General features: G+C 53.8%; 11 protein-coding genes and 1 riboswitch. Of the genes, 4 read left to right on the plus strand and 7 right to left on the minus strand.

Annotation, left to right across the window (positions count from 1 at the left end):
• Nucleotides 1–51: 51 nt before the first annotated feature.
• Nucleotides 52–855: a flagellar motor protein MotB gene (motB, locus tag XYCOK13_RS01495; protein WP_213410080.1), complete on the minus strand. Its 804-nt coding sequence runs from the start codon at nt 853–855 to the stop codon at nt 52–54.
• A complete protein-coding gene (motA, locus tag XYCOK13_RS01500; protein ID WP_213410081.1) occupies nt 833–1,645 on the minus strand; it encodes a flagellar motor stator protein MotA in 813 nt (270 codons plus the stop codon). Before motA ends, motB begins: the two co-directional genes overlap by 23 nt.
• Before the next feature lie 257 nt (nt 1,646–1,902).
• On the opposite strand from motA, the gene XYCOK13_RS01505 reads away from it, so the two are divergent.
• Nucleotides 1,903–3,534, plus strand: coding sequence for a stalk domain-containing protein (locus XYCOK13_RS01505; protein WP_213410082.1), 1,632 nt, complete (start codon nt 1,903–1,905; stop codon nt 3,532–3,534).
• Between the two features lie 124 nt (nt 3,535–3,658).
• On the opposite strand, the gene XYCOK13_RS01510 is transcribed toward XYCOK13_RS01505, so the two are convergent.
• From XYCOK13_RS01510 to XYCOK13_RS01520, 3 genes are all read right to left on the minus strand, one after another.
• On the minus strand, nt 3,659–4,141 hold the full coding sequence (locus XYCOK13_RS01510; RefSeq protein ID WP_373314291.1) for a C40 family peptidase: 483 nt from the start codon (nt 4,139–4,141) through the stop codon (nt 3,659–3,661).
• 4 nt (nt 4,142–4,145) lie between these two features.
• A riboswitch (cyclic di-AMP (ydaO/yuaA leader) is annotated at nt 4,146–4,280 on the minus strand.
• Between the two features lie 166 nt (nt 4,281–4,446).
• Entirely contained in the window at nt 4,447–5,274 is an 828-nt protein-coding gene (locus tag XYCOK13_RS01515) for a hypothetical protein (RefSeq protein WP_213410083.1), read from the minus strand.
• A 10-nt stretch (nt 5,275–5,284) separates the two neighbouring features.
• Nucleotides 5,285–7,369, minus strand: a complete 2,085-nt coding sequence (locus XYCOK13_RS01520; protein ID WP_213410084.1) for a M1 family metallopeptidase — start codon at nt 7,367–7,369, stop codon at nt 5,285–5,287.
• A gap of 79 nt (nt 7,370–7,448) precedes the next feature.
• Between XYCOK13_RS01520 and XYCOK13_RS01525 the strand changes: the two genes are divergently transcribed.
• The gene (locus XYCOK13_RS01525; RefSeq protein ID WP_213410092.1) at nt 7,449–7,955 is read left to right on the plus strand and encodes a YwhD family protein; all 507 of its coding nucleotides are present in this window, start codon (nt 7,449–7,451) and stop codon (nt 7,953–7,955) included.
• A gap of 105 nt (nt 7,956–8,060) precedes the next feature.
• Here XYCOK13_RS01525 and XYCOK13_RS01530 read toward each other — a convergent pair whose 3' ends face one another.
• Nucleotides 8,061–10,124 (minus strand): transglycosylase domain-containing protein, encoded by a 2,064-nt coding sequence (locus XYCOK13_RS01530; protein WP_213410085.1) that lies wholly within the window; start codon nt 10,122–10,124, stop codon nt 8,061–8,063.
• A 402-nt stretch (nt 10,125–10,526) separates the two neighbouring features.
• Between XYCOK13_RS01530 and speE the strand changes: the two genes are divergently transcribed.
• Together speE and speB are read left to right on the plus strand one after the other, a co-directional pair.
• Nucleotides 10,527–11,357 carry a polyamine aminopropyltransferase gene (speE, locus tag XYCOK13_RS01535; protein WP_213410086.1) on the plus strand — a complete coding sequence of 277 codons (831 nt, stop codon included), beginning with the start codon at nt 10,527–10,529 and terminating at the stop codon, nt 11,355–11,357.
• Between the two features lie 43 nt (nt 11,358–11,400).
• On the plus strand, nt 11,401–12,270 hold the full coding sequence (gene speB / locus XYCOK13_RS01540; protein WP_213410087.1) for an agmatinase: 870 nt from the start codon (nt 11,401–11,403) through the stop codon (nt 12,268–12,270).
• 4 nt (nt 12,271–12,274) lie between these two features.
• Here the strand turns inward: speB and XYCOK13_RS01545 are convergent.
• Nucleotides 12,275–12,476, minus strand: a 202-nt coding sequence (locus tag XYCOK13_RS01545; protein WP_213410088.1) for a hypothetical protein, incomplete at its 5' end; no start/stop codon positions are given.

A 12,476-nucleotide genomic window follows, 5' to 3' on the forward strand; every position in this document is an offset into this window, starting at 1 on the left:
AGAAAGAGCCTTCTCCCCAAAAAAGTGGGAGAAGGCTCTTTTCCATTTGCTTTAGTTCTCGTCTTCGACACCGATCGTCGAGTCCGGCACATCTTGAATCGTGCGGATGATGGAAACCTCGACGCGCCGGTTGGCTGCTCTGCCCTCGGCAGTCCGGTTCGTGGCGATCGGTCGCTGCTCCCCGTACGCGACAGAGCTGATGCGTCCTGGGTCCATCTCCTCGTTCTGGAGCAAAATCTTCATGAAGTTCAGCGCGCGCTTCGCGCTGAGCTCCCAGTTGGATGGGAACTCGGCGGTATGGATAGGAATATCATCCGTATGGCCGGCGACCACAATTTCATATTGTGGGTAGTGGCTCAGCATATCGCTGATTGCCACCGCCAAGTTCCGCGCCTCCGGTTTCACCTCAGCGCTGCCGGACGAATACAAGGCATTGTCGCGAATGATAATTTTCAATTGCTCGTTATCGAGACCCGTCTCCAGCTCAGTACTCAGATCGTTGCTCGCTATGTATTGGTCCAACTCCTGCTTCAAGTTTTGCAGGTCGACCGTCTCTTGTTCGAACTTTTTCTTCTGTTCGCTGTCGCTTGCCTGATCATGCCTTCGATTCTCCCTCTGATTGGGCATAATTTCCTCATTGATCGGGATGATGGAAGAAGGCTCAAACAAGGATGCCCCGCCATTAAAGGCAGCACTTAAAGAACTGGCAATCTCGTCGAATTTCTTCTGATCGACTTGACTGGAAGCGAACAGCACGATGAACAGCGCAAGTAGAAGGGTCAACAAATCCGCATAGGGAATCAACCACGATTCGTCGACATGCTCCTCGTGATCATGCTGTTTGTGCTTCTTCATTCGCTGCTCCCTCCTGGCTTTCTTGACTCTCTTCCATGCGCTCCTGCGGCGTCAGGAAGACAGCCAGCTTCTGGCTGATGGCAATGGTGGAGACACCGGACTGGATGGACAGCAAACCTTCGACCATCATTAGCTTGATTTCCACTTCTTGCTTGGACAGACGCTTAAGCTTGTTGGCAATCGGATGCCACAGCACGTAACCCGTGAAAATCCCGAGCAAGGTGGCGATAAAGGCAGCAGCGATTGACGGGCCGAGCTTGTCGATATCATTAAGATTGGCCAGAGCGGCGATCAGACCGACAACCGCGCCCAACACCCCCAAAGTCGGGGCATAGGTGCCCGCTTGGGTGAAGATAGAGGCGCCCACCTTGTGACGTTCCTCGGTCGCCGAAATCTCCTCCATCAAGACATCGCGCACAAACTCGTGATCGTTGCCGTCTATAATCATACGCATTCCATTTTTCAAAAAAGGATCGTTGATTTCATCCACTTTGCTTTCTAGCGCAAGAAGGCCTTCGCGGCGAGTAATGGACGCCCAGTCCATAAACATGGCGATGACATCTTTCTTAGGCGTCAGCTGCTGAGCTTTGAACACCTTCTTGAACAGGGCCGGCACTTTTTTGATATCTGACATGGGAAAGCCAATAAATATGGCAGCGACGGTACCGGCGATTATGATCAAAAATGCGGCCGGGTTATAGAGAGAAGCAAGACCGGCCCCTTTCAAGAGCATGCCTACACCAACCGCCAAAAAACCTAGTACAACCCCGATAACTGTGGATTTTTCCATATCTACACTCCTCTTTCTATAGTCCGAAAAAACCATTCTGCAGATTTATACAGTATTCGACAGAAACCGTACAATCCCTGCTTGGACTTCATGGGGGAAAGACGATTTTGAAGTCCCTAATGGGAATATCGGTTGGACAGCGAAAATAAAGTAGTAGAAATCAAGAATTTATAATCCCGTATGAAAGAAGGAATGACTCGAAGCCGGATGCAAAGGCTTTTTGCTAGCATGGACACTCAGGATAAGAAGAGGTATGCATGAGCCGATGCAGAAAAAAAGGACAAGGGGAAGGAATGGGCGGATTGGGCAAATCAACGAGGCTGCGCCGTTGGATTCATAGAGGCTGGATGATGGTCATGCTTGTCAGTCTGAGTGTTATGCTGGCCTCAGCGCCATGGACTACAGAAGCAGCGGACAAAGCGCGTATTATTGTAAATGGCGAGCACTTGCAAGTACAGGTAGACCCGGTTTATGCAAATGATCGTCTGCTGGTGCCGATGCGGCCGATCTTCGAGGCGCTGTCTGCCGAGGTGGATTGGAACGAGCGGACCAAAGTGGTGACCGCGCGGAAGGGGGAGCGGCGGCTGGCCTTGGGAATCGGTATGGAATATGCGTTAATCGATGCCCAGACAGTGGATCTGGAGACACCCGCCAGACTGGTCAATCAGGCCACGATGGTGCCGCTGCGTTTCGTCTCGGAAGCGCTTGGCGCGGAGGTCATGTGGAATGCGGAAAGCAAAACGGCAATCATCAACGAGCTGGGCCACGACGACAAGTACAGCTGGTCCCAGCCGACAGGGGAGGCTGCCCCGCCTGAGGGCGGCCCATTCGATTGGCAGACGGATGCCTCGAAGACGAGGCCGGCCGTCTCGATTCCTGACGATTGGAAAACGATTGATGATATTCGGGCGAGATGGCAGGAGCTGACACCGACGTATGAAGGCGTGCCATATGTGATTCAGCCTGATACTTCGGCACCATACGGTCTCGGACAGCTTCGGGAAGAATTCATTGCCGATGGCGTCGCCATGACCAACTTCGTGCGTTACCTGGCCGACTTGCCGGACAATGTGAAGGCGGACCCCGGCTTGAACGAGGAAGCGCAATACGGGGCTGTGCTGCTGGCCGCGCACGGACAATTGTCCCATGAGCCGGAGCCGAGGCCGTCGCAGATGACGCAGGACTTCTACAACCGCGGCTTTGCGGCTGCCAAGAGCAGCAACTTGGCGCAGTACTATAGCCGCTACAGCGGATCATTAGCGGAAGTGTCCACAGGCTTGGAAGGAGAACGGTTAAGTCCGGCGGTGTCCGTGAAGGAATACATGCGGGATGAGGACGTCTACAATATGGCGCAGGTCGGACATAGAAGATGGATTTTGGAGCCGTCATTGCAAGCGACGGGATTCGGCTATGCGGATCATTGGGGAGAAGATGCGGGGAAGGCCTTCCACAATCAGTTCTCGGTAATGCGCGTCATTCAGGAGGAGCGCCGCGCGGCAGACATAGCTTATGATTATGTCACTTGGCCGGGCAAGGGCTACTTCCCGATCGAATTTTTCCCTGGCAATGATCCGTGGTCGGTGTCTCTGAATCCAGACAAATATGCGAAGCCGGACGAATCGCGCGTGAAGGTAACGCTGAAACGGTTATCTGACGGAAAGGTATGGCGCTTGGATCGCCAGGACACGGTTGTCAGTGAGAACGGTGAATTTTTCCGAGTGAACAACGAAGGGTACGGGATTCCTTATTGCATTATCTTCCGTCCTTCCGGCATAACTGCCTTCGCTCCCGGAGAGGCGCTGGAGGTGGAAATTACCGGATTGCAGGATCGGCAAGGGCAGGAGGCCGTCATTGACTTTCCTGTCGTCTTTTTTGCACTAGAACCGTGAAGAGCTAGGGTATGAAGCTGTTCCCGCACTGGCCGGGAGCGGCTTTCTTGTGGCGGGCAAATAAAAAGGTCCTTCCTGATTGCAGGAAGGACTTGTTCAGCATATAGGCAGGATGAGAAACAGCTTAATTGGCTGGATTGCTTTCTTCTTGGGTTAGCTTCTCATACATGAATTGGCCTAAGACCCGACGCGCCGATACATAGCGCTTGGCATAATACGCATCGTCCATATCCGTGTATTCTACACCGTCATAGGACGCATGGGCGAAGGTGCCGTCCCCCATATAAATGCCCACATGGGAGATGCCGCTGCCGCTCGTATTGAAAAATACGAGATCGCCGATACGCAGATCTTCTTTCTTTACATCCTCGCCGGTGGCATAAGCCTGTTGACGGGAACTGCGTGGCAGCTCGATGTCGAATTGCTTGAACACATACTGGGTAAATCCGGAGCAATCAAAGCCACTTGTCGTGGTGCCGCCGCTTTTGTACGGCTTCCCTAGCAGCTCGTCCACTTTTTCCTGCAGCGGACTTGCGGCATGGGCGCTTCCGACAAAGATCGAAAGCATCATGATTACGGCAAAAGCCGCCGCTGTTGCCTTTTTCAATTTCCAAGACTCCTTCCGCGCCTACGAGGTTAGCTACCGGGTTCGGTTGAAGGTTCCCTATGGCCGCGAACGATGCCGGCCAATTCACCCTGAAACTTGGTTCCCCCGTTTCCATACTGGAATTAGGCGACTTCTCCTGAGATGTCGAAAATGCACACAGCGTATACTATTCTACAAAGTTCGCAAAACTCCTGCTTCTTCTTCAAAATATTCATGAGAGATTAGAAGGTTCCAGAAATAGGCAAGAGGCTGCCCCCAAACGGTATGTCCGGGAAACAGCCTGGCGCAAAATGTGCTTTTACAGATTAAAGGGACGCTTTCTCTTTCCAATGGAGATGCTGAGCTGTTACATGCCATATGCCGAAAAACGGTCGAATCACAGTATAGATCTGATGAAGAATGACGGCGACCAGCCCGGCCCAGAACAGCGACACGCTTGCAGAGAACAGGGCGGCTGCAGCCGCTATGGCCAGGATAGCGAGCCCTATGCAGGAAGCGGGGAGCAGCCCTTTCGCCAAAAGCCCGAGAGAAAAAAGGGCGGGACGATCTGCCGCAATACCGAACTGCACATACATGGCAATGAGCTGCAAGACGGCCAAGTAGAGCAGATAGCAAGCTATTGCAGGCAATCCCTTTCCCATGTAAAGGGACCATGAGCCGGCGGATAGCGTCAGCTGATGCAGCCATGGCACTATGTAGAGAAGCGGCAGCAGTGCAGCGACGGTCTTGAGCCAATAGACGATTGTGAAGGCGCGGCCGAGAGTCCGGATCCCCCGCAGGAACGGTCTTCTGGAGCGCTTGCCTGTCATTCCTCGCTGATGCACGGCATAGTAGAGTCCCGCATTCAGCAGCGGAGTCAAGACCATTCGTGCCAGCAGCACTGCTCCGAGCATCCACACATAAGGCATGACTTCCTTAGTGCGGGTAAGCCAGAATTCAGCTTCCGCCCAGAACAGCATGACATCAGAAGAGCTTAGGGTATCTCCCGGATAGCGCTTGAGCAGAGGAGTAACGGTACTGTTAATCCAGCGGAACAGAAAGAACCCCCAGGCGAATTGGTACAGAAACAACAGCAGCCAGATTCCGGCATGACCTTTGGCGGCATGAAAGCCCGTTTTTACGTAATTCCACATAGCGCTCCCCTCACCACGCGAACAAGCCGATCACCGTTTCCAGCATGCGCGACACCCCGATATTCCAGCGTGTTCGCCATACCTCGTCGGCTTCGCTGCGCATAAAATTGTTCGACGGTTTTGTGTCCAGCACATTGTGCCGATCCGGATCGATGGCAGCCCAAGCAACGGGACTGTCCTGGATGACTCTGAATTTCATCTCGCTCTCTTCCCCGTCCCACTGCTCGGTGAGAACCGTGCCGTTCTGCAGGCCGAACCGAATTGGCACTTGACGGTAAAAGCCGCCGTTGCGCTCGGCCACGATGATCGATTCGTAACGCGTCCTCCCTTGATCTTCAACGGGACGCACTTCAATGCTGCGAATGGAATAGTCGCGAACGAGTCCGCCGTGGACATACTGTTGGAAGTAGAGGTCCCAGCTTTGTCCGGTGACCTTCTCCAGCACCTTGCGGAAGTCATCCGTCCCGGGATGCTTGAAGCGCCATTGTTGAAAATAAGAGCGCATGACGCGCTGCATGCGCTGCTCGCCAATCTGTCTTTCGATATCGATAAGCACGAGCTTGGCTCGCGTATATACATTGTCTGCGTATTGGCGGTGATTCTCGAACTCCCACGAATTTTGCCTCAACGGCGCAGGCGACGTAAGGGAAGCGGCCTGCAGCGGCAGATAGCCGGACAAGTCGTAAATGGCCTTCATGGCCTTATCCTCGGCATAGGAGGTGAATCCCTCGTCCAGCCAAGCTTCCTCGAACTCGTTGCTGGCGACTATGCCATACCAATATTGATGGCCGATCTCGTGAACGAGCACCTGCTCCAGCGACCAGTCCGGCTGCTCCTCGGCTGCGCCCCAGGCTGTAATCAGCGTAGGATATTCCATGCCTCCAGCCCCGTTCGCTTCCCCCGGGGGAACAACAATCGACAAGGTGGAATAAGGATAAGGACCGAACCATTCACTATACTTTTTCAAGGATTGCTTGGCCGCGAAGAAATAGCGCTCCTTGAGATCGGCGTGCAGCGGATCCAGGTACAGCTTGATCTTAACCCCCGGTATGTTCTTGTCGGCATAAGGCTCTTCGGCGTATACGAAATGGGGGGAAGCCGCCCAGGCGAAATCATGCACATCGTCGGCATAGAAGCGGTATATCTTGCGGCCGTCGGTGACAGAAGCTTTGCCGGTAGGAAAACCTGTTGCAGCGACAATATGGGATTCCGGCACATTGATCTGCACACTATAAATCCCGAAGTTGGCGTAGAACTCTGAGTTGCCGTGGTACTGGTGAAGATTCCAGCCTTCCTCTGCCCGGCCTCTTGTTCCCTTTCGCTCATAGGCGGCGATTTTGGGAAACCATTGTCCGGCCATGACAAAGTCATCATGGTAGCCCATGCGGGCGAACACTTTCGGCAAATCTACTTCAAACTGCAGATGCAAGGTGACCTTGCCGCCAGGCGGAATCGGTTCGGCCAGTTTGACTTCCATTAATGTGCGATCCTGCTCATTGCCGTCATCTGGTTGCAGGTAGCGGGTACGGTGCAGCAGGTCGCCTTCGCCTGAATGGCGAATGCCGGTAATGCGCATTTCGCCCCAGCCGCCTTCTACCATCTGATCGTTGCGCAGCCGTCCCCCCGATTCCCGGATGAAGGTAGTATCCTTCGAGCGGAAGGCGTTGGGATACAAGTGAAACACGACATTGCGGACCGCTTGGCTGCCGGGGTTTTTCCATGTGACGGTCTCGGTGCCGGTCAACCGCTTGTTGGCCTCGTCAAGCGTTACTTGAATATGGTATTCGGTAACATGCTCGCTGAGCGATTTGGGCTTGACTGGCGCATCTCCAGCCGCATCCGGATTGGCGCCGGGCGAAGCTGACTTCGGTGTGCCTGGTCCCGATGACTGGCTGTCGGTCGTCTGGGGCTTCTTCTCCGGCTGGCCGGAGGCGTACAGCAGGCTTTCTTCAGATCGTGTAACGTCTGTCCAGACGGGAACGGCTTGTTCCGAGCCGCCGTCCGGACCATCCGGAAATAGGGCAAAGACGGTGAGCAGCATTATCAATACCGCCCATATGCCGGATGTTTTGTGTTTCCAGGGTCGCACCATCATTTCTCACCTCGTTGACAAGCGTCTACAGCATGTATATGCTTGTCACAAAAGGAATAGTCGCAAGAAATTGAAAGGCGGGATGATCATGTCTGACGAGAAGAAAACGGAGAAGCTTTCTTTAAATATTGTGCCGAAGAAAAGAGATCATAAAGGTTTTGGAGCAGGTTCCATCAACCTGAGCAATCTGTCGAGCATCATTATCGATGGCGACGAGGCATACGTGGATATCGGCGCAATTCACGCCAAGAGCAAGGTGGAGCGGGGCATCAAATTTACCACCGAACGGTCAGAAGTGCCGAACGGACGCAAATGCTGGGTCGTCTGGGTAGCGGTGGATCGCACTGAGCAGGGAGAGGCTTATTACGCGGGTGTCACGGCCTGTGAGATGGCGATTGATACAGAGGCCAAACGCGGATGGAAGATTCTCGCTCATCACGTAAACCTGATGGATTATGCGCTCAAGCGCCGCATAATACTGGAGGGGCTGAGCGAGACAGAACGGGCTTCTTTGAAGAGAGCGTTGATCGCGAATAATGAAGAGATGTGGGAAAGATCTCCGGAGGAGCTTAAGCAAGGACTGTCCTAACAGGCGAACGGCGAACGATGCCTTTATAAAGAACAAACTCTCGACCCGTTAGCGGCAATACGAACAAGCTGCCCCCCAGTCACGAGGACTTGGGGGCAGCTTGCGTTAGTCGCTCCACCAGCGCTTGACGTCTTCCCACCATGAGCGGTCCGGGTCCGGTTGCTCCGCAGGCGGTTCGGGCTCTGCATCGTGCGGATGGTGCAGCATGCAGATTTCGGTAGGCTCCGTTCCCTGCACGAATACCTCGGCTCTCGGATCAGGACAGTCGGGGCCTGCCAGCTTCCCGGTGGCCGGGTCGACATACACGCTGACGACGCCATCCGGCACAGGGAACAGCTTGGGAGGCACAGCTTCCAGCGCCTGTTCCGTGAACGCCGCAAAGATAGGCGCCGCCAGATGCGTTTCTGTGGCACTGATCGTACGGCCTTGATCATAGCCGACCCAAACGGCGGTTGCCAGCTCAGGCGTATAGCCGACCATCCAGGCGTCCGAGTCCGTTGTGCCGGTCTTGCCGGCAACAGGCCGCTTCAGCATGGAAGCGACGCGGGAACCCGTGCCACCGGGACTAAAGATGCTCTGCATGAGATGGGTGAGCACATAGGCATAGGCTGGTTCCACAACCTGCTCGGACACCGATTCTGCTTCATACAGCACTTGCCCGGTGCTGTCTTCAATTCGGGTAATGGCAACCGGCTTGTAACGCACGCCGCCATTGGCAAAGGCGCTGAACGCCGATGCCATTTCGAAGGGACTCACCGGGAACGTCCCCAGCGCCAATGAAGGGAGAGGTTGCATGGGACTCTCGATGCCTAGCCGTCTGGCCGTTTCGATCACCTGTTCCGCACCAACATCCAAGATCGTGTGCACAGCATATATATTGTCAGATTTTGAAATCGCCTCACGCATATCGATTTCCTTATTCGGATAGCGATTGCCAAAATTGCTAGGCTGGTAAACGTTGCGTCCTTCGTCATAGGTGAAGGAAGTCGGTTGACTCAAGTATTTGGTCATGGGCGTAAACGCGTTCGTCTCGAGCGCTGTTAAATACACGAACGGCTTGAAGGAGGAGCCGGGTTGCCTCGTCTCCGCAAATACGCGATTATACTGATTTTCCGCGTAATTTTTTCCGCCGACCATAGCTCGCACATACCCGTTGCGCGGATCGATGGCGACCAAAGCCGCTTGCAGTTCGCTGTTGCCCAGTTGATCCCGAACGGCCTGTTCGGCAATACGCTGTACGTGTAGATCAAGCGTGGTATAGACAGCAAGTCCGCCCTCTTCGAACATCTGCTCATCAATCCCCAGCTCATGTACGGCTACATGACGCACATAATCGCGGAAATAAGGAGCTTCAGCGGGCGCGCTCCGTTCCAGCTTTTGAAATGTTAAGGGCTCCTGTTTCGCCTCTTCTGCCTCGCGCTGCGTAATCAGTCCGACTTCAACCATTTTATCTAAGATCAGCTGCTGCCGGGAAATGGCATTCGCTTCATTCATATACGGGGAATAATAGTAAGGTCCCTTCGGCACACCGGCGAGCAGCGCGCTTTCGGCCAGCGTCAGCTCGGATGCCGGCTTGGCGAAGTACATGCGGGCCGCCGCCTCAATACCATACGCCGCATGGCCATAATAAATTTGATTCAGATATTTCTCCAGGATTTCTTCCTTTGAATATTGCATTTCCAATTGCACGGCATAGGCAGCTTCCTTTAGTTTGCGGTTCCAGGTCTTCTCGTGGGTCAAATACAGATTTCGAGCCAGCTGTTGGGTGATGGTACTGGCGCCTTGGCTCTTGTTCATCTGCTGCACATTCGTAACGACGGCACGAGCGAGTCCGCGAAAGTCAATGCCGTAATGGTCGAAGAAGCGATGATCCTCGATTGCCAGCGTCGCTTTAATCAGATGCGGGGAGATCTGATCGAGTGGCACGACATCGCGGTTCTGCCCATTGAACAGCGAGTCAATCACTTCCCCGTTCGCATCGTAGATAGTGGTCGTCTGCGGCGTATAGGAGACAGGCAGTGATTGCCCGCGCAAATACAAAAGCGATCCCGCCAATGTGGCCACACACAGCAAGCAGACTGACATCGTCAGGCTGATCAGCTTCCGTATCCAGCGCCATCCCGAGCGAGGAGGAGAATGATGTAGCTGACTTCTGCTTCGTTCCTCCATATCACCAACCCCTTTTTCCATTACAAGCCAATCTGTGTACGTCAATATGGCAGCGCAAATCGGCCCTGCAGCTTTTCGATGTTTGTCCATGCCCACACGATGCAGAGCTGCTCCAGACGAGCCGTTGACCTTGCAGTTTGATCCCCTTGGAAGGAAAGGTTATCTATTATGCAGTATGGGTAAATCATAGAGAAGCCTATTCACTTCAACTCGATTTTTCCTTTACAAAATATTTTTGAAAGCAGGGCGTCCGGATATCTTGCATTTTTGCAAAGATCATCTATAATCAAGGGGATGTTTTCCATACCAATGAGGCACACTACGGAAAAAGTCCCGTCAGCAGCCAGAGCGAATTTGGAAGCAGACCGATAATCGATATATAGAAGAAAGAGGTTGAACGGCATGGAATTATGGTTTACCGAAAAACAAACAGAGCACTACGGCATCACATTCAACATTAAAGAAACGTTAGTAGTCGAGCAGACGGATTTTCAGCACCTGGCCATTGTGGATACGGTGGAATTCGGCCGGATGCTTCTTCTGGATGGCATGGTCATGACAACGGTCCGGGATGAGTTCGTCTACCATGAGATGGTGGCTCATCCGGCGTTGTTCACGCATCCGAATCCGGAGCATGTGCTCGTAGTGGGCGGCGGTGATGGTGGAGTCATTCGCGAGGTTATGAAGCACCCGAAGGTGAAAAAAGCGGTGCTCGTGGATATTGACGGCAAGGTCATTGAGTATTCGAAGAAATTCTTGCCTGAAATCGCGGGCGAGCTGGACAACACTAGAGTTGAGGTCATTGTCGGGGACGGTTATATGCACATTCATGAGCATAAGCAGGCTTACGATGTCATTATGGTAGATTCGACAGAGCCAGTAGGACCGGCAGTGGAGCTCTTCACGAAAGGCTTCTACCAAGGGATCAGCGAGGCGTTGAAGGAGGACGGGATCTTCGTGGCGCAGACGGACAACCCCTGGTTCAAGGCCGACCTTATCCGCAGTGTGCACCGCGATGTGAAGGAAATCTTCCCGATTACCCGAGTATACGGGGCCAATATCCCGACGTATCCGAGCGGACTGTGGACGTTCACTATGGGGAGCAAAAAATACGATCCGCTGGCCGTGGACGAGTCCGCTATTGCGGAATTGAACACGAAATATTATTCTCCCCGTTTGCATAAAGCGGCCTTTGCGCTGCCGAAGCTGGTCGAGGAGCTTTTACAAGACTGAAGCCGGGAACTGCAGTTGAACTAGAGAAAGGAAGAGGCAACGAATGAAATTAGATCAAGCCTACTCGGGCAACGTGTTTATTGCCAGCTCCGAGAATTATCAGGAGGCGCAGGCCGTTCTATACGGGATGCCCATGGACTATACCGTAAGTTTCCGCCCCGGTTCGCGCTTCGGCCCTGCGCGCATCCGCGAGGTTTCCATCGGACTGGAGGAGTACAGCCCTTATCTGGACAGGTCTTTGGACGAGATTCGCTACTTCGACGCCGGCGATCTGCTGCTTCCCTTCGGCAATGCGGCGCGCAGTCTTGAGATCATCGCCGACTATGTGAAGGGGCTGCTCGCAGATGGGAAGTTCCCGCTCGGCATGGGCGGCGAGCATCTGGTATCATGGCCGGTGATCCAGCAAGTCTATGCGCGTTATCCCGATCTGGCGTTAATACATATCGACGCCCATGCCGATCTGCGCGAGCAGTATGAAGGCGAGCCGCTGTCCCACTCCACGCCGATTCGCAAGGCTGCCGAGCTGATTGGGGGCGGCAACGTCTACCAGTTCGGCATTCGCTCCGGCATGAAGGAAGAATTCGAGTACGGACGCAATCATTTGCACTTCCATCCCTTCGACGTATTGGAGCCGCTCCAGCGGGAGCTGCCGAGCCTGGCCGGACGCCCGGTTTACGTCACGATTGATATTGACGTGCTGGACCCTTCGGCTGCACCGGGAACCGGCACGGCGGAAGCGGGCGGCATCACTTCGAAGGAGCTGCTGGCGGCTGTTCACGCTATTGCCAAATCCGATGTGCAGGTGGTCGGAGCCGACCTGGTGGAAGTTGCGCCGGTGTACGACCATTCCGAACAGACCCAGATCGTAGCTTCCAAGCTGATTCGCGAGATGCTGCTGGGATTTGTGAAGTAAGAGTTTAGAGCATTGTAGCATCCCGATACCGAACTTTTAACCCATATTGAGAGGCTGGTGCAAGGTGCACGGGCCTCTTATTTTGTAGAAAAATAATCATAAGAAATCCGACACCGTTCCCCTTGTCGCCGATGTTAGTTTTGTTATATAATGTAGAAAACGTTTTCTTGAAGGCGTTTTCTTTCGTGGTACGCCCAGCATGGGCG

Origin of the sequence: Xylanibacillus composti, from assembly GCF_018403685.1 — a bacterium.
Lineage (GTDB): Bacteria > Bacillota > Bacilli > Paenibacillales > K13 > Xylanibacillus > Xylanibacillus composti.

Bases quoted from the DNA above. Each gene is read 5' to 3' on its own strand.
- motB (WP_213410080.1), bottom strand. From the start codon at position 855: ATGAAGAAGCACAAACAGCATGATCACGAGGAGCATGTCGACGAATCG.
- motA (WP_213410081.1), bottom strand. From the start codon at position 1,645: ATGGAAAAATCCACAGTTATCGGGGTTGTACTAGGTTTTTTGGCGGTT.
- XYCOK13_RS01505 (WP_213410082.1), top strand. From the start codon at position 1,903: ATGAGCCGATGCAGAAAAAAAGGACAAGGGGAAGGAATGGGCGGATTG.
- XYCOK13_RS01515 (WP_213410083.1), bottom strand. From the start codon at position 5,274: ATGTGGAATTACGTAAAAACGGGCTTTCATGCCGCCAAAGGTCATGCC.
- XYCOK13_RS01520 (WP_213410084.1), bottom strand. From the start codon at position 7,369: ATGATGGTGCGACCCTGGAAACACAAAACATCCGGCATATGGGCGGTA.
- XYCOK13_RS01525 (WP_213410092.1), top strand. From the start codon at position 7,449: ATGATCATGTCTGACGAGAAGAAAACGGAGAAGCTTTCTTTAAATATT.
- XYCOK13_RS01530 (WP_213410085.1), bottom strand. From the start codon at position 10,124: ATGGAGGAACGAAGCAGAAGTCAGCTACATCATTCTCCTCCTCGCTCG.
- speE (WP_213410086.1), top strand. From the start codon at position 10,527: ATGGAATTATGGTTTACCGAAAAACAAACAGAGCACTACGGCATCACA.
- speB (WP_213410087.1), top strand. From the start codon at position 11,401: ATGAAATTAGATCAAGCCTACTCGGGCAACGTGTTTATTGCCAGCTCC.